General features: G+C 71.6%; 9 protein-coding genes. 4 read left to right on the top strand and 5 right to left on the bottom strand.

Annotated elements, in window-relative coordinates:
• Window positions 1-39: 39 nt before the first annotated feature.
• The 5 genes from ACZ63D_RS19520 to ACZ63D_RS19500 form a co-directional block, all read right to left on the bottom strand.
• Window positions 40-1,122, bottom strand: coding sequence for an alpha/beta fold hydrolase (locus ACZ63D_RS19520; protein ID WP_465355725.1), 1,083 nt, complete (start codon window positions 1,120-1,122; stop codon window positions 40-42).
• Entirely contained in the window at window positions 1,119-1,922 is an 804-nt protein-coding gene (locus ACZ63D_RS19515) for a 2-oxo acid dehydrogenase subunit E2 (RefSeq protein WP_465355724.1), read from the bottom strand. The genes ACZ63D_RS19520 and ACZ63D_RS19515 overlap by 4 nt, the downstream gene beginning before the upstream one ends.
• Window positions 1,919-2,962 (bottom strand): 3-oxoacyl-ACP synthase III family protein, encoded by a 1,044-nt coding sequence (locus tag ACZ63D_RS19510; protein ID WP_465355723.1) that lies wholly within the window; start codon window positions 2,960-2,962, stop codon window positions 1,919-1,921. Before ACZ63D_RS19510 ends, ACZ63D_RS19515 begins: the two co-directional genes overlap by 4 nt.
• Before the next feature lie 80 nt (window positions 2,963-3,042).
• Entirely contained in the window at window positions 3,043-3,822 is a 780-nt protein-coding gene (locus tag ACZ63D_RS19505) for an AfsR/SARP family transcriptional regulator (RefSeq protein WP_465355722.1), read from the bottom strand.
• A gap of 290 nt (window positions 3,823-4,112) precedes the next feature.
• Window positions 4,113-6,863, bottom strand: coding sequence for a LuxR C-terminal-related transcriptional regulator (locus tag ACZ63D_RS19500; protein ID WP_465355721.1), 2,751 nt, complete (start codon window positions 6,861-6,863; stop codon window positions 4,113-4,115).
• Window positions 6,864-7,179: 316 nt separating this feature from the next.
• Here ACZ63D_RS19500 and ACZ63D_RS19495 point away from each other — a divergent pair, with 316 nt between their 5' ends.
• The 4 genes from ACZ63D_RS19495 to ACZ63D_RS19480 all read left to right on the top strand — a co-directional run bounded on the left by ACZ63D_RS19495 (window position 7,180) and on the right by ACZ63D_RS19480 (window position 22,143).
• On the top strand, window positions 7,180-9,072 hold the full coding sequence (locus ACZ63D_RS19495) for an HAD-IIIC family phosphatase (protein ID WP_465355720.1): 1,893 nt from the start codon (window positions 7,180-7,182) through the stop codon (window positions 9,070-9,072).
• Window positions 9,069-9,296, top strand: coding sequence for a hypothetical protein (locus ACZ63D_RS19490; RefSeq protein ID WP_465355719.1), 228 nt, complete (start codon window positions 9,069-9,071; stop codon window positions 9,294-9,296). The genes ACZ63D_RS19495 and ACZ63D_RS19490 overlap by 4 nt, the downstream gene beginning before the upstream one ends.
• A complete protein-coding gene (locus tag ACZ63D_RS19485; protein WP_465355718.1) occupies window positions 9,293-10,078 on the top strand; it encodes a thioesterase II family protein in 786 nt (261 codons plus the stop codon). The genes ACZ63D_RS19490 and ACZ63D_RS19485 overlap by 4 nt, the downstream gene beginning before the upstream one ends.
• 122 nt (window positions 10,079-10,200) lie before the next feature.
• Complete coding sequence (locus ACZ63D_RS19480) at window positions 10,201-22,143, top strand: SDR family NAD(P)-dependent oxidoreductase (RefSeq protein WP_465356294.1); 11,943 nt, start codon at window positions 10,201-10,203, stop codon at window positions 22,141-22,143.
• Window positions 22,144-22,216 lie beyond the last annotated feature (73 nt).

The raw sequence follows: 22,216 nt of genomic DNA, 5'->3' as shown, positions 1-22,216 counted from the left end.
TACCTTCCCCGGCCGCGCCAAGGACTGCCTTCGATTGCGCTAAAGTCCAGCCAGAGCCGTCTCCAGCCGCGTCACTGTCGGCTCGTAGCCGCCGAGCAGCCGCAGGACCGACAGCACGCACCAGGTTCGCGAAGCGGCCACGTGCGCAGGTGAGCCGTGCACGTCGTCGTGAGTCAGCAGTTCCAGGTCTTTCACCTGTGTCCGCAGCACTTCCGCTTCGGCGGGCGGCACGATCTCGTCTCGTGAGCTGACGATGTAGCGGACTGGGATCGCCGGGGCGGACAGCTCGTCGTCGGTCAGTTCCCAGCCACGCGTACGCTCGGCCAGCTCGCCGGGCAGGCAGCCGACGAGATGGCAAAGAGTGTCCCGCGTGATCCGCGGAATCGTGGTTCCCTTCCGCAGCTCGTGAAAGAACTCGCGGATCGGTGCGCCGGCGGTGACCACTCCGCGGATCCGGTCGTCGTGCGCGGCGGCCCGCAATGCCAAGTGCCCGCTGAAACTCAGCGCGACCACGTGCGTCCGCTCCACTCGCGCCCGGCCGGCAAGCGCGTCCAGCACGGAGGGGAAGATCTGCCAGCTGTCCCGGTCGTAGCACCAGGTGTTCTCGCCGACACCCGGCAGTTCCGCGACCACGCCCGCCAGTCCCAGCTGGTCGAGCTGCAGCAGCACCGGCGCGTACTGCTCCTTCGGCGCGACGATTCCGCCAAGCAGCACGACAAGCGGTCGCCGTTCCGCGGCTGAAAGGCCGACCGTCCACAAGCGAATGTCGCCACGTCCGGACTCAAGCCGCATTTCCCGCAACGGAGTCTGCGCCGCCCTCTGGGTGAACACGTCGATCCCCACCTGTGCGGCCGCGGCCCGCGCCGGACCGTCGACGAAAGGGAAACGGGCAATGGCGGCCAGGGCGCCGGCCGCCGGAAGATCCCCGCGGGCACGGGCTTCTTGCGCCTCGCGGGTCCATTGCACGGCCCAGGAAGCAGGATCGCCTTCGAGGTCGTTGGCGATCCCGGCGAGCACCCGGTCGAGCACGGCGGGCTCGACGTTCTGGTTGGCCGCGTGCACGCCGATGAACTGGCGCAGCTGCGCGATGTCGTTGGTTTCCCGGCTCTGCCGCGCGGTCATCGGACAGCGACCTTCCCGTTGGCCCGGCTGTTCGCCGGCTCGTCGTAGTGGGCGAGGCCTTCGACGAGGTCGGCGAGCACGTCCGCGGCCTCGGCCCCGTCGATCACCCGGTGGTCGAACGCCAGGCTGAGCCGGAACGTCGGCACCACCGCGATTTCCCCGCCGACGACCACCGCGCGCTCGGCGATGCGGCCGACGCCGAGGGTGATCGTGGTTCCCCCGGCCGAATGGAACCCGTCCACCGGGCGGTGTCCCAGCGACGTCACCGAAAACGTGCCCAGCAGCCGGGCGCGGCCGGCCAGCGGGCGGACTGCCTTCCGGTAGGCCACGCGCCCGATCAGCGCGGGCAGGCGGTGCAGCTTCCGCGCGCCGGCGAACTCCGGCATGGTGTCCGGATCGCCGTCCCGGTAGTGCTCCACCTGCGCCTGGATGGTGTCCAGGCCGGCGTCCTCCAGCCCGGGCAGCACCGCGGCCAGCACCACGCGCTTGCCACCGATCCGCCGGTCGAGCGCGAGTTTCCCGGCCACCGAAGGAAACCGGGCCACCTTGGGCCGGATGCCACCGGTGATCGCCGCGTTCGCTTCCGGATGCGCGGCGAGTACCCGTCCGCCGATCTGCAGGAGATAGCTGACGATCGAGTACCGCCTGCCTTCCGCGGCGGCCTTTGCACGGTGGGCCAGCAATGCCCGCGCGTCGACCTCGGTGTCCAGGAACACTGGGGAGAGCGACCGGAACTCCCGCAGGAAAAACAGCGTGTGCCGGCGCTGGGGGGCGATCGGCGTGATCTCGGGCCGGTTCACACTGCCTCCAGGGTCAGGCCGCCCTTGAGCCATTTGCTGGACTCGACGGCCACTGCGACCGCGCGGTCCCCGGGGGCGATCCGGTCGGCCAGCCGGTCCAGCTGCAGCAGCGGCAGCGCGTTGCCGCAGTTGCCGACTTCGGCCACGCAGGACACTTCCTCGGCGCCGGGCAGGCCGAGACCGGCGACGATCCGCTCGGTCATCCGGCCGGACAGCTGCGGAGGCAGCAGGAAGTCGACCTCGCCCGCCGTCCAGTCGGCCTCGTCGAGCAGCTCGGTCACGATTTCCCCGGCCAGGGCGGGCACCGACTCCTCGACCGCCTTGAAGTCCTCGGCCACCGACGGGCGCGGATCATCCCGGTCGGCCGGGCCGAACCAGTCCAGCTCGTGCCCCGGCGGGCGGCCGCCGCCGACCAGCCGGGTGAGGATCCGGCGGATCGCGATCGCGCCGGATTCCGGCTCTGCGGACAGCACGGCCGCGCCCGCGCCGTCGCCGAACAGCACGCAGTTGATCAGCTGGGTCGGCGGCAGCGCGCGGAAGTCCGTCTCCAGGTCGAAGTGCTTGGTGCAGCTGTCCCCGGCGAGCACGAGCACCCGGCGGGTACCCGGGTCGGCGGCCAGCTTGGCGCCGAGCGACAACGCCTGCACCGCGCCGGTGCAGCCGGATTGCAGCTGATAGGTCGGCACGCCGTCGATGCCCAGCCGGTCGGCGATGATGTTCACCGTGGCGGGCATCAGCATGTCCGGGGTGGCGGTGCCGAGCACGACCGCGTCGACCTCCCCTGGCGCGATGCCGCCGGACTCGAGCGCGACCCGCCCGGCCTGCTCGCCGAGATCGGCCAGCGTGCCGAGGGGTTTCCCGGTGTCGAGATCGAACGACAGGTGCCGGCCCCTGGTGCCGACGAAGGTGTCGACCCACTGCTCCCACAGCCGGTCCATGCCGAGCCGTTCGCCGAGCGTCGCGTTGTCGATGGGGTCTCCGGGCAGTGCCGACCCGGTCGAGACGATGTGTGCCACCGGCGGGCTTTCGTTACCGGGCATGGGTTTCCTCCAGAACGCGTGCGGGGGCCGCCCGACGGGCAGGACCGGCCGGGCGGCGAAGGGGAAAGGGGCCGGGGTGCTCAGACCGCGATCGGCCGTGCCCGCAGATCGATGTCCGCGGCCAGGATTTCCTGCTGCAGCAACTGAAGCGGACGGCCGGGTTCGAGCCCGAGGTCCTCGGCGATGCGGGCGCGGGCCTTGCGGTAGACGGCCAGAGCCTCGGCGCGCCGGTCGCAGCGGTAGAGCGCGGTCATCAGCTGCCGGTAGTACACCTCGTGCAGCGGATTCTCCGCGATCATCGCGTACAGCGAGCTGATCAGCTCCCGTTCGCAGCCCAACGCCAGCCCGGCCTCGACGAGCATTTCCTGGCCTTCCTGGCGCAGTACTTCGAGCCAGACGGTGAATCCGGTGAGGATCGGGCCGCTGCCGGCCTCGGCGAGCGCCGGACCGCGCCACAGCGCGCGGGCCTGGCTCAGCGCGGCCGAGGCCTCCGCGTACCGGCCGGCCTGCAGATGGGTGCGGCCGGCTCGGGTCAGCGCCCGGAACTCGTCGAGATCGCAGCCGCCGGGTTCGACGGCGAGGCAGTAGCTGCGCCCCCGGGTGGTGATCGGATTGGCCCCGCCGGCCGACAGGTACCGGCGCAGCTGGGACACGTACACGTGCAGTGTGGCCATCGCCCGCCGCGGCGGGTGCTCCCCCCACAGTTCGGTGATCAGCTGGTCCGCGGAGACCACCTGGTTGGCACGCACGAGCAGCACCGCGAGCAGATTCGCGACCTTCCCCGGCAACGCGGTCAACGCAGTGGGAACCCCGTCCGACACCTCGACCACCCGAAGAGGTCCCAGGAGCTCGAATCGCATCAGATTTCTGACCTCCTACCCCAGAACATCCGCGGGTGTCCCCCAGCGGATCGAACGAGGAAATTCTTTCAGAGCTCCGTTGCCGCCCACATCTGCAAAATTACGTAATCGGAAAGTACGTAACCGGCTACGCAGAAGTAGCGACCATGATGCGACGAAATCTCGAGGATGTAAACAATGGCACACCGAATCCGCGGAAAATTGGCGAGACCGGGCAAGGGCTGCTTGAGACGGATCAGCGGTCGTGAAGGAGATTCTTCACGACCGCTGATGGGCAGACCGCGCCCGAGTCAGGGCGCATGGGCGACGATCCGGGCCAGTTCGGCGCGGGATTCGATGTTGAGCTTGCGGTAGATCCGCCCGAGGTGCACATCGACCGTGCGCGGGCTCAGCGACAGCTGGGCGGCGATTTCCTTGGTCCGTTTGCCCTGTCCGGCGATGCCGGCGATCTCGCGTTCGCGGTCGGTGAGCGTGCCGAGCGTGCTGCCCTCGGCCGCGGCCGGGGCGGCCGGCGCGTCGAGGTCCCGCAGCTGCGCGTCGAGGCGCAGGTACACCTTGCCCGCTCCGCATTGCCGGGCCATCGCCTTGGCCAGCACCAGCAGCGAACGCGCGTAGTCGAGCCGCCCGGCCTCGCGGGCGCATTCGGCGGCGTGGCTGAACGCCCGGGCCTGCGCGCCGATCATCGCCGACGCGCCGAACAGGCCGCCCGCCCGGCGGTACAGCTCGGCGGCGGCCGCGGGGTCGCCCTGTGCGCGGGTCAGGTGGGCCCGGGCGAGCAGCGCGTACGCCCGCTGGCAGGCCAGGTCGAGAACCTCGGCGGCCTTGTGCGCCCGGTCGGCCCAGTCCGCGGCGACCGCGTGCGGTTCGTTATGCGCCAGCGCTTCCAGCGTCAGTACCTCATAACAGCGGGGCCGCAGGATGGCCGGCAGGTCGGGCAGGTCCCGCCCGCCGCCGTTGTGGATGATCAGGGCCACCGAACGGCGCAGGTCGCTGTCCAGTTCGCCGGCCGAGGCGAGGAAAGCCGCCGCGTTGACGCCCAGCCAGCTGCGGCCCATCGGCAACGTCGAGATCGCGCCGACGGCGGTGCCGCCGTCCTCGTGCGCGTCGCACTGCAGCTCCAGCGCCTTGGCGATCTCGGCCAGCGGTGCGGCGTCCAGATCGAGCGCGATCCGGTGCGCGGTCGCCGCGGCCTCGCCGCCTTCGGCATACATGCCTCGGCGCTGCAGCAGCACGCTGAGGCAGATGTTCACCAGCGGAGCCAGCGGCCGCGGCCCCCGCCTGTCGACTACCGTGGCGGCCCGCCGCAGATGCCGTTCGGCCGGCACCTGCCTGCCGGCCAGCAGTTCGGACCAGCCGAGCAGGACCAGTGCGCCGGGATCGGCCTCGGCCATCCGGTCGAGCGCGGCCGCGGGCGGGTCGTACAGCGAGCGGTCGGCGACGCCTTCGGCATCGGCGCCGGTGCATTCGACCGCGCCCCGGTAGGCCCGCAGCACCAGCGCGACCGCCAGCGACGGGCCGCTGCCGTACCGGCGCGCCAGCCGGAACGCGGTGTCCACGTCGGCCGCGGCGACGGTGTGCCCGAAGGTCAGCGCGATCAGGCCACGGGCGAGCAGCAGGTCGGCGACCGCGGGCGGCGGATCGGCGGGCAGTCCGGCGAGTTCGGATGCGATCATCCCGTCCGCCTCGGTGGCGCGCCCGGACAGCGCGTCGAGCGTGGCGCACAGCGCGACCGCCTGGGCGCGGATGGCGGCGGGGGTCTCCGCGCGCTCGCCGAGCAGCGGCACCAGCACGTCCCGCGCTTCGGCCGGGCGCGTACCGGCAAGCGCCCTGGCCAGCAACAGGATCAGCTCGGCCCGCCGGGTCGGCTGATTGCGCCCGCGCAGCGCGGCTTCCAGGAACCGGGCGGCCGCGTCCGGATCTCCGGCCATGCGTTCGCGCGCGGCGGCGACCAGCACCTGCACGTCCTCCGGGCGACGGCGGTGCGCCAGCCGTTCCAGGTGCACCGCGCGTTGCACTGCCCCGGCGCCCTGTTCTTCCAGCACTTCGAGCGCGGCGCGGTGCACCTGCGCCCGGGCATCGACGTCCAGGTCGACGTACACGACCTGGCGCAGCAACCGGTGCCGGAAGGCGAACACGGTCTGCCGTCCGGTCTCACGCAGCACGTCGCGGCGGACCAGCTCGGTGACCGCGGCCAGCGCCTGCTCGTCGGGCAGCCCGGCCACGTCGGTGGCGGCCTCCAGCTCGAACCGGTCGCCCAGCACCGCACCCGCACGCAGCAAAGCCGTTTCGGCCGGCCCGAGCGTGGCCAGCTCGCCGGAGATCAGCGCTGCGATCTGCCGCGGGATCTGCGCGCCGAACGGATCGGGTTCGGTAGTCGAGCGCGCGAGGTAGGTGTAGGCCTGCGCGAGCAGGTACAGCGGCACGCCGGCGCTCTCGCGGTGCAGCCGGTCGAGCCATTCGTCATCAGCGCTCAGCCCGACCAGTTCGGCCGCCTGGGCCAGGCTGAACGGCGGCAGCTCGATCCGCTCGACCTTCCCGCTTTCCATCCCGAGCGCCAGCAGGGTGCGCAGCTGCCGCGGGCTCTGCCGGGGCCGGTGGGTGAGCACGACCAGCACGTCGCCGTCCCGCGGATCGTCCTGCTCGTCAGTCAGCCCCTCGAGCAGATCGAGCGTGCGCTGGTCGGCGTAGTGCGCGTCGTCGATGAGCAGCACCCGTTTGCCGCCGTTCCCGGACGAACGCCCAGAATCGTCATCGGGGACCGCGGCACAGCCGGTCGCCGCCGACCACAGCTGATTCGCCGAATCGCCGCGGGAATGCGCGCCGCCAATCCGGTAAACCTGTTTCGTGGGGTTGAAGCGCAGGCAGCGCACCTGCAGCCCGATTTCCCGCGCGGCGTGGTCGACATCGGCCACGATCCGCGATTTCCCCATTCCGGGTTCGGCCGGGATCTCGACGAATCCTCCGCCGAGCCGGTAAAGCGCCGCGAAAATCCGTCCCCGTTCGACTGTGTCGACGAGCCGCGGATGAAGCCCCCGATCCACGGACCCCCCAGGTATGGTCACGTTCCGGCCACCTCCCCCAGCGCCGGCGAATCGATACTCGCCCGAGTCTAGGACCGCGGTGCTTCATTGCCAACAAGTACCGGATCATGAGACTCGTTCGCCGCGCCGCGCGACGATCACCGCGCCGGACAAGCCTTTTCACCCGCGCGGGATGCCCAGCGCCACTCCGCCGGCTGTGACGCAAGCCACCCCCCACTCCATGAGTGGCGACGCCGATTCTCGCCGGTACAGCCACTCACGAGGTCCTAAGCGGCGCCTAAGCGAGATTTCAGCGGGCCCCACCAGCATCGGCGGCATGGATTCGACGCGCTCCCCCGGCTCTGCGGTGGACTGGCTGCGCGAGCGGCTCGCCGACGGCGACCTGCCCGCCCGCTATCCGGAGCTGGCTTCGCTGCTCACCACCGCCACCCCGGCCGAGCTGCGCCAGGCCGGAACCCTGCTCCAGCGGGTCGAACCCGAAAGGGTGCTCGACGCCCATCCGGACACCCCGCTCGTGCGGGTGGCGGTGACCGGGCATGCCACGCTGGACGCCGTCCGTGGCCCGCTGACCGGGGAATTGGCACGACACGGGCTGCTGGCGAAAACTACGATGACTGATTTCGACAGCTATCTGTTCGAACTGTCCGACTCCGGCAGCGAGCTGTACCGCTGCGACCCCGATCTCGCGCTGTGCGTGCTGGACCCGTGGATGGTGTTCGACGAGGTTCCGACGCCATGGCGGGTCGAAGACGTCGAAGCCGTGCTGAAGGCGAAGCTGGCGTTGCTGAACGGGCTCGCCCGCACGTTCGCCGAGGCCGCACGCGGAGTGCTGGTGTTCAACACCATCCCGCTTCCGGCCCAGTTCCCGGATCAGCTGGTCGACCTGCGCTCGCGGGCCGAACTGGGCGCGGTGTGGCGCGAGGCGAACGCCGCGCTGCTGCGCATGACGCAAGACCACCAGGCCGTCGTCGTGCTCGACCTGGAACCCATGCTCGCCGGTGGCGTCCCGTTGTCCGACGCGCGGATGAGCGTGTACGCCAAGGCGCACCTTTCCGCGGAGCTGCTGGCCCGGTACGCGCACCGAGCCGCGCACGTGGCCCGGGTGCTCACCGGCCGCACCAAGAAGGTGCTGGCGCTGGACTTGGACAACACGCTCTGGGGAGGAATCCTCGGTGACGACGGCATCGAAGGCATCGAGATCGGCGACGGGCACCGTGGCGAGGCGTTCGCCTCGTTCCAGCGGGTCGCCAGGCAACTCGGCGGACAGGGGGTTCTGCTGGCCGCGGTGAGCAAGAACGACCTCGAACCGGTCGGCAAGGTGCTGCGCGAGCACCCGGGAATGGTGCTGCGCGAGAAGGATTTCGTGCGGGTCTCGGCCGATTGGCAGCCCAAGCATCTGCGCCTGGCCGAGCTCGCCGCCGATCTCGACGTCGGCGTGGACAGCGTGGTGTTCGTCGACGACAGCGCCTACGAATGCGGTGTCGTGCGGGAGAAACTGCCCGAGGTGGCGGTGGTTGCGGTGGACGCCGAGCCGGCCCGGCACGTCGAGCGGCTGCTGGCCGACGGCTGGTTCGACACCCGGGAGCTGACCGCCGAGGACCGCCACCGCCCCATGCGGTACCGCGAAGAGCTGGTGCGCAAGGACTTTCTCGCCTCGTTCGATTCGGTGCGCGACTATCTCGCCGAACTCGGCGTGCGGGTCCGGCTGGCCCGGCCGAAGCCGGCCGAACTCGCCCGGATCTCGCAGATCACCTTGCGTACCAACCAGTTCAACCTGACCACCGAACGGCTGCAGCCGGATCGGGTGCACCAGCTGGCCGCCGATCCGGACGCACTGCTGCTGGCCGTGCACAGCGCCGACCGCTTCGGTGACAATGGCCTCGTCGGCGCGGTGCTCGGCTACCGCCGTGACGGTGGCCTCGACCTCGACAACTTCCTGCTCAGCTGCCGGGTGTTCTCCCGCGGCATCGAGCAGGCCACGCTGGCCACCGTGCTGGCGCATGCGAAGGCCACCGGTGCGCACCAGGTCCGCGCGTTCTACCGGCGGACGGCCAAGAACGGCAAGGTCGCCGAATTCTACCCGCGCAACGGGTTCACCGTCGTCGCCGAAGGCGACACCGGCACCGTCTTCCGGCACGACCTGGCCGAGATCGCCGCCGTACCGGAGCACCTCGAACTGACCGCCGACTTGGGGGAGAGCAACCCGTGACCACGATCGAGGACTTCCTCGGCCTGCTCAACACCGAGCTGGGCATGGCGTGGACGTCCACCGACCTCGACCTGGCCCTCGACGATCTGCCGGAGTGGAACTCGCTGCACCTGCTGAGTGTGCTGACCCGGCTGGAACAGCACACCGGGCACGAGGTTTCGCTGCCGGATGCGCTCACGGCCACGTCGCTGCGCGGTCTCTACGACGTAGCCACGGCTCGATGACGGCGAACCACACCGTCGCGTCCTCGCTCGCGGTCGACCCGCCGCCCACGTCGGGCGCCGGGCTCCGGGTGTTCTGCTTCCACCACGCCGGCGGCACCGCCTCGGTGTTCGCCGGCTGGCAGCGCGAACTGGGCCCGGCGGTGTCCGTGCATCCGGTCCAGCTGCCCGGCCGCGAACGGCGGCTGCACGACGCGTATCCCGACGATCTGGCCGCACTCGTCGCCGAGCTGGACGCGGAACTGGCGCCGTGGCTGGAGACTCCGCACGTGTTCTACGGCCACAGCATGGGTGCGCTGGTCGCGTTCGCGCTGACCCGCCATCGCCACGCCCGGGCCGCACGGCTGCCCGAAGTGCTGGTGCCCGGCGCGTTCGGCGATCCCGCGGCACCGCCGCCGCTGGAGATCGTGCCGTCGATGTCCGACGACGAACTGGTCGATCGGCTGATCGGGCTGGGCGGGATGTCCGACGTGGTTCGCCGCTACCCGCGGTGGGCCGGCCCGGCACTCGCGCTCGTCCGGGCGGATCTGGGGCTGTGCCACAGTTTCCACGCCGGTCCGGCGGTGCCGATGCCGGTGCCGATACATGCCTTCGCCGGTGCCGAGGACCCACTGCTGGACGCGTCCTCGGTGAGTGCCTGGGGTGCGCACACCTCGACCGGGTTCACCGTGGACGTGGTGCCCGGCGGGCATTTCTTTCTCGCGAACCCGGCCTCGCGCGCCCGGGTGCTCGCCGCGGTGGCCGCCCCGGCCGGGACCCGCGCGCACTCACTTCAACGCAGGTGAAGTGCGCCTTTGCCCGGCGCACGCACGATGATTCGACGGTTTTCCCTTTCCGGACGTCCTTCGGCGCGCCCTCGATCAGGCGGGCCGGTGGCGTGGACTACAGGTGGTGAAACACGGTGGCAATGGACACCGACCGGGTTCCAGGCGCGGACGAGCCGGTCGCCTGGCCGATGTCGGCCGGCTCCGGGGAAGCACTGACCGGACAGGCCGAGGCGCTGCGCGAGCACGTGCGAGAGCATCCGGAGCTTTCCGCGGCGTCGATCGCGGCATCGCTCGCGGCGCGGACTCCGCTCGAGCACCGCGCCGTCGTGATGGGCGGAGACCGCGCCGAATTGCTGGCCGGACTCGACGCCGTGGTGACCGGCAAGGCCTCGCCCGCGGTCGTGCGCGCGACCGCCTTGCCCGCGCAACAACCGGTGCTGGTGTTCCCGGGCCAGGGTACGCAATGGGCCGGCATGGGCGCGGAACTGCTGGACACGACACCGGCTTTCGCGGTCGCGATGCGGGACTGCGCCGCCGCGCTGGCCGAGTACACCGGCTGGTCGGTGATCGACGTGCTGCGTGGCACCGATGGCGCACCCCCACTGGACGGCGGCGTCGCCGTGGTGCAGCCGGTCCTGTTCGCGGTGATGGTCTCGCTGGCCCGGTTCTGGGAGTCGGCCGGACTTCGGCCGGCCGGCGTCATCGGTGCCTCGCAGGGCGAAATCGCCGCGGCGCACCTCGCCGGCGCGTTGTCCCTCGCCGACGCCGCCCGTGTCGTTTCCTTGCGGGCACAGGCCTTGTCCGCGGTCGCCGGAGACACCGGGATGCTTTCCGTGCCGCTGCCCGCGGAGACCGTGGAGCACGATCTCGCCCGGTATGCCGGGATCACCGTCGCCGCCCGCAACGGACCGTCCGCCACCGTCGTGGCAGGATCCTCGGCCCAGCTCGCTGAGCTGAAGGAAAGCTACGCCGGGAAAGGGGTGCGCGCCCGCACGGTGAACATCGACTATGCCTCGCACAGCGCGCAGGTGGAGCCGATCCGTGAACGGCTGCTGGCCGATCTCGCGAACATCGTGCGCCTCGACACCGATGTACCGTTCTATTCCACGGTCACCGGCGCGCTTCAGGCCGGCAGCGGCCTCGACGCGGGGTACTGGTTCCGCAACGAACGCTCCCCCATCCGTTTCGACGCCGCGTTCACCGCCGCGCTCGACGCCGGGCACCGGCTGTTCGTCGAGGTCAGCCCGCATCCGGTGCTGACCGTCGGCGCGCAGCAGATCATCGACGGCGGCCACGACGCCGCGGTGATCCCGACGCTTCGCCGAAATCAGGGCGTCGTCCGGCTGCTCACCTCGGTCGCCGCCGCCTACGCGCACGGCGCCCCCGTCGACTGGTCCGCTGTCCTGCCCCCGGCTCCGGCCGTCGAACTGCCGGCCGCTGCCGGGAAAGGCGCCTCGAGGGAAGCCAAGTCCGGGAAGGCGCCCTCCGCGACGTCTTCCGAGCGCGATTTCCTGCCCGTGGTGTTGTCCGCGGTCAGCGCGGTGCTGGCCAAGCCCGCCGAGGATCCGGCGTCGACCTTCCGTGAACTGGGCTTCGACTCCCTGGCCGGCGTCGAGTTCGGCGAGCAGCTGGCCGCGGTGACCGGCCGGCGGATCCCGGCCACGTTGATCTTCGACCATCCGAGCCCGGCCGCGGTCGCGGCTTGGCTGTCCGGTGCCGCTGAACCGGCGGCGGCGCACCGCGCGCGGCGGGACGGCGAGGACGACATCGTCATCGTCGGAATGGGCTGCCGGTACCCGGGAGGCGTGCGCGGCCCGGAAAGCCTATGGCAGCTCGTCGCCGGCGGAACCGACGCGATCTCCGAGTTCCCCACCGGCCGCGGCTGGGACCTCGACGCGCTGTATCACCCCGATCCCGACCACGCCGGCACGTCGTCGACCCGCCATGGTGGTTTCCTGCCCGACGCGGGCAGCTTCGACGCCGAGTTCTTCGGGATGAGCCCGAGGGAAGCGCTGGCCACCGATCCTCAGCAGCGGCTGATGCTCACCACCGCGTGGGAGACCTTCGAGCACGCCGGCATCGATCCGCGCGGGCTGCGCCGGAGCCGGACCGGCGTGTTCACCGGCGTGATGTATCACGACTACGGCGCACGGCTGGACCCGGCACCGGCCGGTTTCGAGGGTTTTCTGCTGGCCGGCAACACCGCCGGGGTGGTGTCCGGGCGGATCGCCTACGCACTCGGCCTCGAGGGCCCGGCGATCACCGTGGACACCGCGTGCTCGTCTTCGCTGGTGGCGCTGCATCTGGGCGCCCGTTCGCTGCGAGACGGCGAAAGCGACCTCGCGCTCGCCGGCGGCGTGACCGTGCTGGCGACCTCGCACATCTTCCGCGAGTTCAGCCGGCAGCACGCGCTTTCGCCGGACGGCCGGTGCAAGTCGTTCGCGGACGCGGCCGACGGCACCGGCTGGGCCGAGGGCGCGGGCCTGGTGCTGCTCGAACGGCGGGCCGACGCGGTCCGGCACGGGCACCGGATCCTGGCCGTGCTCAAGGGATCCGCGATCAACCAGGACGGCGCGTCGAACGGCCTCACCGCGCCGAACGGACCGTCGCAGACCCGGGTGATCACCGACGCGCTCGCCACCGCCGGCCTGTCCGGGTCCGAAGTGGACGTTGTCGAAGCGCACGGCACCGGCACGACGCTCGGCGACCCGATCGAGGCGCAGGCGCTGCTCGCGACGTACGGGCAGGACCGAACGGAGCCGTTGCTGCTCGGTTCGCTGAAGTCCAACATCGGCCACACGCAGGCCGCCGCGGGCGTCGGCGGGGTCATCAAGATGGTTCAGGCCATGCGTTACGGCATGGTGCCGAAGACCCTGCACATCGACGCGCCGAGCAGCATGGTCGACTGGTCGGCGGGTTCGGTCGAGCTGGTGACCGAAGCCCGCCCCTGGCCCGCTGTGGAGCGGGCCCGGCGCGCGGCGGTGTCGTCGTTCGGCATCAGCGGGACCAACGCGCACGTGATCCTGGAAGCTCCGGAACCGGCGGAAACCGAGCCGCCCCGCCCAGTTCCGGCCGTGGTGCCGTGGGTACTGTCCGCGCGCACCCCGGAAGCACTCGCCGAACAGGCCGCGCGGCTGCGAGCCGCGACAACGCTCGATCCGGTCGCTGTCGGACGGACGCTGGCGACCGGGCGGACCCGCTTCGGCCACCGGGCGATCGTACTGGGCACGACTGCTGGCGAATTCACCGCCGGGCTGACCGCGCTGGCCGAAGGGCGGCCGTCGCCGGACGTCGTCACCGGCGTCGCGGCCCGGGGGAAGGTCGCGTTCCTGTTCAGCGGCCAGGGCAGTCAGCGCGCGGGCATGGGCCGTGAGCTGGCCGGCCGGGAGCCGGTCTTCGCCGAAGCCCTGCACCAGATTTGTGCCGCGATCGACGAGCACCTTGGCCGCCCGCTGCTGCCGATCATTCTCGCCGGCGACAGCACGGAGCTGGACCGTACCGAGTTCACGCAGCCCGCGCTGTTCGCCGTCGAGGTGGCGCTGTACCGGCTCGCCCGCTCACGGGGACTCGTGCCGGACCTCCTGCTCGGCCACTCCATCGGCGAACTGGCCGCCGCCCACGTCGCCGGCGTGGTGAGCCTGGCCGATGCGGCAAAACTGGCGGTGGTTCGCGGCCGGCTGATGCAGGCGGCTCCCGAGGGCGGCGCGATGGCCGCCGTCGAAGCGGCCGAGGCCGAGGTGACCGCGGCCATCGCCGAACTCGGCGGTGGCGTGGACATCGCCGCGCTCAACGGCCCGGCATCCGCGGTGCTCGCCGGGCATCCGGACCGGGTCGACGCCGTCGCGCAGCGGTTCGCCGGAATGGGCAGGCGGACCAAGCGGCTGCGCGTCAGCCACGCGTTCCACTCCGCGCACATGGACGGCGTGCTCGCCGAGTTCGAGCGCGTCGCGTCCAAAGTGGACTGGCGGGAACCCCGGATCCCGGTCGTCTCCTCGGTGACCGGTGCGCCGGCGGAAGAACTGTCCTCCCCGGCGTACTGGGCGCGGCAGATCCGCTCGACCGTGCGGTTCGCCGATGGCGTCCGGGCGCTCGCCGACGCCGGGGCGACGATATTCGTCGAGATCGGCCCGTCCGCGGCGGTGACCCCGGCCGTCGCCGGGACGCTCGACACCACGGCGGTGGCCTTCGTCCGCGGTCCGGAGACGGAAGCCACGGACTGGCTCCGGGCGCTGAGCACGGCCCACGCGGCCGGCGCCGAGGTCGACTTCGCCGCGGTATTCCCCGAGGCGCCGCGGGTCGAGTTGCCGACTTATCCGTTCGAGGAGAAGACGTACTGGCTGGCTCCGGTCGCTTCGGCCGATTCCGCCGCGCTCGGAGTCGACGCGGCCGCACATCCGTTGCTGGGCGCGGACGTACGGCTCGCCGCCGCGGGCGGGGCGGTGTTCACCGGTGTGTTGTCCCGGGAAACCGCGCCGTTCCTGGTGGACCACAGCGTCGCCGGCGCCGTCCTGGTGCCCGGGATGGCGTGGGTGGAAATCGCCGCTTTCGCCGGGGACCAGCTGGACCTGCCGGTGGTCGAAGAACTCACGCTGAGCGCGCCGTTGGTACTGCCGGAAAACGCGGCGTACCGGCTGCAGGTGTCGGTCTCCGGCGAACAGGACGGCCGTCGCGAGATCGAGGTGCACTCCCGTCCCGCGGCTGAGCCGGATGCCGAGTGGACCCTGCACGCGAGCGGATCGCTGAGCGCCGCGGAGCTGCCTGCGGCGCAGCCGTTCTCGTGGTCTCCTTCGGGAACCGCCTACGACGACCTCTACCCGGCGCTGGCGGAGCGCGGATACGACTACGGCCCGGCGTTCCGGTGCGTGGTCAACGCCTGGCGCGACGGCGAAGACATCTACGCCGAAGCGCGGTTGCCCGAAGGCGTCGACGCGGACGCTTTCACCATCCACCCGGCGCTGCTCGATGCCGCGTTGCACGTGGTGGTGCTCGACTCGCCGGATCCGGCAAAACCGTTGGTGCCCTTCGCGTTCAGCGAAGTCCGGCTGTCCGGCGGGGCGAACGCGATCCGCGTGCGGGTCCAGCCGGCCGGCGAGCCGGATCAGGTTGCGCTGACCGTGACCGACCAGCACGGCGTCGAAGTGGCGCGGATCCGCGCGATGACGTTGCGTCCGATCGCCGCCGACGCGTTGCGCGCGCCGGCTGACTCACTGCTCGAAGTGCGCTGGCAGCCGATCACCGCCCCGGCGGCGGAGCCGGCCGGGCAGGTCGCCGTGCTCGGCGAACCGCCGGAGTGGTTGCCCTACCCCGCTCTCATGGGCGGCGAAACCCCGGACACCGTCGTGGTTCCGCTGACCGACGGGCATGCCCGGACGGCGGTCGGCACGGCGTTGCCCGTCGTACAGGGCTGGCTGGCCGACGACCGGTTCGCCGGCTCCCGGCTGGTCGTGATCACGCGGGAGAGCACCGACCTGACCGCGGCCTCGTTGTGGGGTCTGCTGCGGTCCGCGCAGACCGAAAATCCGGGCCGGATCACGCTGATCGCGCGCGCCGAGGACGCCTCGGCCGCCGCTATAGGCCGGGCGATCGCGTCCGGCGAACCACAAGCCGCCGTGCAGGGCGAAGTCATCACCGTGCCGCGGCTGGTCCCGGCCGCGCCGGCAGCCGAATCCAGCACCGTCGACTGGACCCGCGGCACGGTCCTGGTCACCGGCGGCACCGGATCCCTCGGCCGCCTCGTCGCGCGGCATCTCGTCGAGCGGCACGGCGCACGGAAGCTGCTGCTCACCAACCGTTCCGGCCGGGGGAACGACGTGGTCGCGGAGCTGACCGAACTGGGCGCGGACGTCCGCGTCGCCGCGTGCGACTCCGCCGACCGGGCCGCGGTGGACGAACTGCTCGCGAGCATCCCGGCGGAGCACCCGCTGATCGCGGTCGTGCACACCGCGGGAATCCTCGACGACGGCGCGTTCTCCGCGCTCACGCCGGACCGGTGCGACGCCGTGTTCCGGCCCAAGGGCGGGGGCGCGTGGCTGCTGCACGAGGCGACCGCGAACCTCGATCTGCAAGCCTTCGTGCTGTTCTCCTCCATCGCCGGCACGGTCGGCACCGCGGGCCAGGCCGGATACGCCGCGGCGAACTCCTTCCTGGATGCGCTGGCACGCCACCGGCACGCTGCCGGGCTGCCCGCGACGGCTTTGGCATGGGGTTTGTGGGACACCGGCGACGGGATGGGCGGCGCACTCGACGAAGCCGACCGCGCGAGGCTTGCCCGTACGGGCGTGGCCGCGATCTCCGTCGAAGAAGGTCTGGCCATGTTCGACGCCGCACTGGCGCATGCCGCACCAGCGCTGGTCACCGCGCGCGTGGACCGGGCCAAGCTGACCGACGGCCCGGAGCTGCCCGCGGTGCTGCGGTCGATGGCCAAGCCGCGCCCGCGTGCCCACAACGCCCAGTTCGGCGCCCGGCTGCGCGGCCTTCCGGCAGGACAGCGGGCCGCGGAAGTGCTGGAACTGGTCCGCACGCAGGCCGCCGAGGTCCTCGGTTACGCCGGTTCCGGCACGGTCGATCCAGACCGCGCGTTCCGGGAACTCGGCTTCGACTCGCTGACGTCGGTGGACCTGCGCAACCGCCTCGGCGCGGCCACCGGAACCCGGCTGCCGACCACAGTCACGTTCAACCATCCGACGGTGCGTTCGCTCGCCAACTTCGTCCTGGACCAGATGTTCGGAGCGGCCGGCGACGTGGTCACCACGACGGCCGAGTCCGCTTCGGACACCGACGACGACGTGATCGCGATCGTCGGCATGGGTCTGCGTTACCCCGGCGTCTCGTCGCCGGAGGACCTGTGGCGGCTGGTGTCCGAGGAGATCGACGCGACGTCAGAACTGCCGGACGACCGTGGCTGGCCGCCGGATCTATACCAGCCGGATTCGGACGTGCCGGGCACGTCGATCGCCAACCGGGGCGGATTCCTGCACCAAGCCGGCGAATTCGACCCGGCGTTCTTCGGGATGAGCCCGCGGGAAGCGCTCACCACGGATCCGCAGCAGCGGTTGTTGCTGGAGACGGCGTGGGAAGCGTTCGAGCATGCCGCGATCGATCCGGAAAAGATGCGCGGCTCGAGGACCGGTGTGTTCGCCGGCGTCATGTACGACGACTACGGCGGCCGGCTGCAGGGCCGGGGCGCCGCGCCGAACTACGAGGGTTACCTCGTTTCCGGCAGCACCGGCAGTGTCGCTTCCGGCCGTGTCGCGTACACCATGGGCCTCGAAGGACCCGCAGTCACCGTCGACACGGCATGCTCGTCGTCGCTGGTGGCACTTCACCTCGCGGCACAAGCACTGCGTAACCGGGAATGCGATCTGGCGCTCGCCGGCGGCGTGACGGTGATGGCGACCCCCGCGACGTTGCTGGAGTTCAGCCGGCAGCGCGCCATGTCGCCGGACGGCCGGTGCAAGGCATTCGCCGACACCGCGGACGGCACCGGCTGGGGTGAAGGCGCGGGCATGCTGCTCGTCGAGCGCCTGTCGGACGCCCGCCGCAACGGCCACCGCGTGCTCGCGCTGGTGCGTGGTTCGGCGATCAACCAGGACGGCGCCTCCAACGGCCTTACCGCGCCCAACGGCCTCGCCCAGGAACGCGTTGTCCGCCAAGCCCTGGCGAGCGCACGACTGTCCGGAGCGGACGTCGACGCCGTCGAGGCACACGGCACCGGAACCCGGCTCGGCGACCCGATCGAGGCGCAGGCGCTGCTGGCCACCTACGGCCGTGACCACACTCCGGACCGGCCGTTGCTGCTCGGTTCGGTGAAGTCCAACATCGGGCACACCCAGGCCGCCGCCGGCGTGGCCGGGGTGGCGAAGATGGTCCTGGCCATGGAACACGGCGTGCTGCCGCGTTCCTTGCACCTCGGCGAGCCGAGCCGGCACGTGGACTGGTCGGCGGGTGCCGTCCGGCTGCTGGCCGCCGCTGAACCGTGGCCGGAGGTGGACCGGCCGAGGCGGGCGGGCGTGTCGTCGTACGGCATCAGCGGCACGAACGCGCACGTCATCCTGGAGCAGCCGGAACCGATCGCGGAACAGGCGGCCGCGCAGCCTCCCGCTGTGCCGTGGATCGTGTCGGGCACTACGCCCGAAGCGTTGCGCGCGCAGGCCGCTCGTCTGCATGCACGGCTGTCCACCGGGGACATCGACCCGGTTTCCGTGGCGACCACGCTTGCGACGGGCCGGTCCCGCTTCGAGCACCGCGCGGTAGCCGTCGGCACCGAGGCGGCGGAACTGCTGGCGGGTCTCGCCGAGATCGCCGACGGGGGCGCGCCGGGAATCACCGAACTACCCGGACGGACGGCGTACCTGTTCACCGGCCAAGGCAGCCAACGTCCGGGAATGGGTCTGGAACTCGCCGCGGCAAGCCCTGAGTACGCCGCCGCTTTCGACGAGGTTTGCGCGACCGTCGAGCCGCTGATCGGCCGTTCGCTGCGGGCGCTGATCGCTGATCCCGACGGTGCGGAAACCCTGTCGCGCACGGAGTTCGCGCAGCCGGCGTTGTTCGCCGTCGAGGTCGCGCTGTTCCGGATGCTCGAGCACGCCGGTCTTCAGCCGGACGTACTGGCCGGGCACTCGATCGGCGAAATCGCCGCAGCACACGTCTCCGGGGTGCTGTCGCTGGAAGACGCCGCTGCTCTGGTTTGTGCCCGCGGCCGGCTGATGCAGTCCCTGCCGGCGGGCGGGGCGATGGTGTCCGTCGCGGCCACAGAGGACGAAGTGCTGGAACTGCTGGCGGGACACGAAGGCGCCGCAGGCATCGGCGCGCTCAACGGTCCTGATGCGACTGTCCTTTCCGGATCGGACGATGTGGTCACCGCCATCGCCGGCCAGCTCGCCGCGCGGGGCCGCAAGACGAAGCGGTTGCGCGTGAGCCACGCGTTCCACTCGCCGTTGATGGATCCGATGCTCGCCGAGTTCGAAGCGGTGGTCTCCGGCTTGGCGTTCCGGCCGGCGCGGATCCCGATCGTCTCCACTTTGACCGGAGCCGCGGCCACGGACGAAGAACTGGCCGATCCCGGGCACTGGGTACGCCACGTCCGCCGTCCGGTGCGGTTGCTCGACGCGCTGCGGACGCTGCACGCCCAGGGTGTCAGCCGGTTCCTGGAACTCGGGCCCGACGCGGTCCTGACCGGTGCGGTCGCCGCTTGCCTGCCGAGCGGCGCCGAGGTGCACGCGGTGCCGGCGCTGCGCCGCAACCGGCCGGAACCGGTCACCGCGACGACCGCCCTCGCCACAGCGCACCTGCGTGGTGCGGCAGTGGACTGGACCAGGTTCCTCGGCCGCCGCCTCGGCGCGGAGCTGCCGGCCTACGCGTTCCAGCGGGAGCGGTTCTGGCTCGACGGCCAGGCGGTCCCGGCCGACCCGACCGGCATGGGCCTGGGCACGGTGGATCATCCGCTCCTGGGCGCGGCGGTCGAACTTCCCGGCGACGGCGGCACGGTCTTCACCGGAGAGCTCTCACTCGCGCAGTACCCGTGGCTCGCGGATCACGCGATCGGCGGAACGGTGCTGGTGCCGGGAGCGGCGCTGGCCGATCTCGCGGCGTGGGCCGCGGCTCGGTCGGGCGCCCCGTCGGTGACCGAACTGATCCTGCAGACCCCGTTGGTGCTGCCGGAAACCGGCGGTGTGCCGCTCCGGCTGGCGGTGTCCGGTTCACGGACCATCACCGTCCACTCCGGACAGACCGATCCGGTGAGCGGCGAGACCGAGTGGACGCTGCACTTGACCGGCGCACTGGGCGACGACGACCCCACCGCGGAATCCCTCACCGAATGGCCGTCTCCGTCCGCGACCGCCGTCGACATCGAGGGCTTGTACGGCGAACTCGCCGACCACGGTTACGGCTACGGCCCGGCGTTCCAGGGCCTGACCGCGCTGTGGACCGACGGTGACGACCTGCTCGCCGAGGTCACGTTGCCCGAGGAGGCACCGGCCGCGGCCGACGGGTTCGTCCTGCACCCGGCACTGCTCGATTCGGCACTGCACCCGCTGGCCCGGGCGGCCGCCGCAGCCGGCGTCGTACGGCTTCCGTTCGCCTGGTCCGGAATCCGCGTCTTCGCCGAGGGCGCGACAGCGCTGCGGGTACAGCTGCGGCCCACCGGCCCGGACACGTTCCGCCTGCTGATGACCGACGTGACCGGCTCGCCGGTCGCCGTGGTCGACGCGCTGGCCGTGCGGGGACCGGACGCCTCCGCGTTGAACGCCTCGGTGCCGGGCATGCTCGGTCTGGACTGGGCTCCCCAGCCGCTGGCCGAGGCGCCCGCCGCGCCGCTGGTGGCGGCCGGGCCCGGCGCGGCGGACTTCGCCGCCGCGGCCGCCGCAGTGGGCTGGGACGTCCGCACCCACGTCGACGTCACCGAGGCGCTGGCCACCGACCCGAGCCGTTCCGGGGACCTGCTTTACGTGGCCGCCGCACCGGCGGAATCCCAGCTCCCTGACGCGACTCGAGCCGGGACGCACGCGATGCTCGCCGCGGTCCAGACGTGGCTGGCAGCCGGCCCGGGCGACGGCCGCCTGGTCGTGCTGACCAGCGGTGACCTGGCCGGTTCCGCGCTGTGGGGACTCGTCCGCAGTGCGGAGACGGAGAACCCGGGGAACTTCGGCCTGGTGGATCTCGATGCCACGGCGGAGTCGCTGCGGGCCCTGCCCGGGTTGCTCGGCACGCGGGTTTTCCAGGCCGCGCTGCGGGACGGCGCGGCCACCACACCCCGGCTGACCCGCCTGCGCGTTCCGCCGGGCGAAGCTCTCGACCTGGCCGACGGCACCGTGCTGATCACCGGCGCGGGCGGTGCGCTCGGCCGGTTGACCGCGCGGCATCTGCTCACCACGCACGGCGCGCGTCACCTGCTGCTGACCGGCCGGCGTGGTCCGGACTCCCCGGCGGCCGTCGAACTGGTCCGGGAACTGACAGAGCTGGGTGCCGAAGCGACGTGGAAGGCCTGCGATGCGGCCGACCGCGAAGCCGTGCGCGTGCTGCTCGACGGCATCCCGGAGGAACGTCCGCTGGTCGGCGTCGTGCACGTCGCGGGTATCCTCGACGACGGCACGATCGGCTCGCTCACCTCGGAGCGGTTCGACTCGGTGACCGGCGCGAAGATCGACGCGGCTTGGCATCTGCACGAACTCACCCGGCACCTGGACCTGCGGGTGTTCGCGCTGTACTCCTCGGTAGCCGGCGTGCTGGGCACCGGTGGCCAGGCCAATTACGCGTCGGCGAACACCTTCCTCGACGCGCTCGCCAGGCATCGCGTCGAGCACGGCCTGCCCGCGGTTTCCCTCGCGTGGGGTTTGTGGAACGGCGACGGGATGGGCGATTCACTGTCGCAGGCCGATCTCGCGCGGCTGTCCTCGCTGGGGCTGACCGCGATCGAGCCGGACCACGGCTTGAAGCTGCTCGACGCCGCACTCACCGGTGGCCATCCGGTGGTGGTGCCCGCGCCGCTGGATTCAGCTCTGCTGCGGGAAAAGGCGAATGCCGGGACGTTGCCGGCGATGTTCGCCGGACTGGTGAAGGCGCCGGCGAAACGGGCCCCGGTGGCAGACGGCTCCTCGTTCGCCGCGACGGTCTCCGCGGCCGCCGAGTCCGAACGGCTGCCGCTGGTGCTGGACAAGGTCCGCTCGGTCGTGGCGAAGGTGCTCGGCCATCAGGACGCCACCCGGATCGGCGCGGAGACCGGCCTGCTGGATCTCGGTCTGGACTCGCTGACCGCCGTAGAACTGCGCAACGAATTGGGTGTGGTGTTCGGCCTGCGGCTGCCGACCACGGTCGCGTTCGACTATCCGACCCCGGCAGCGTTGGCCGAATCCGTCACCGCGGCACTGAAACCGGAGACCGGGCAACCGCTGTCCCTGGAAAAGTTGCTGGCATCGCTGGACGAGGCAGCCGTGACAGCGGACGAGGCCGGCCGAGCGGAACTGAAGGCCAGGCTGCAGCGTCTGGTGTCCACACTGGACTCGCCGGACAACGCGGCGCTGGACACGACCACCGCGTCCGATGACGAGATGTTCGCGTTCATCGACAACCAACTGTCCCACTGAAAATCCCTTGGGAGTGGTGGCGACGACAAGAACAGTCGCCACCACTCCCGAGGCGTAGGCTCTCCGGCGACGC

The organism is Amycolatopsis sp. NPDC104775, from assembly GCF_055583325.1.
This window is presented reverse-complemented; position numbering and strand designations above follow the sequence as displayed.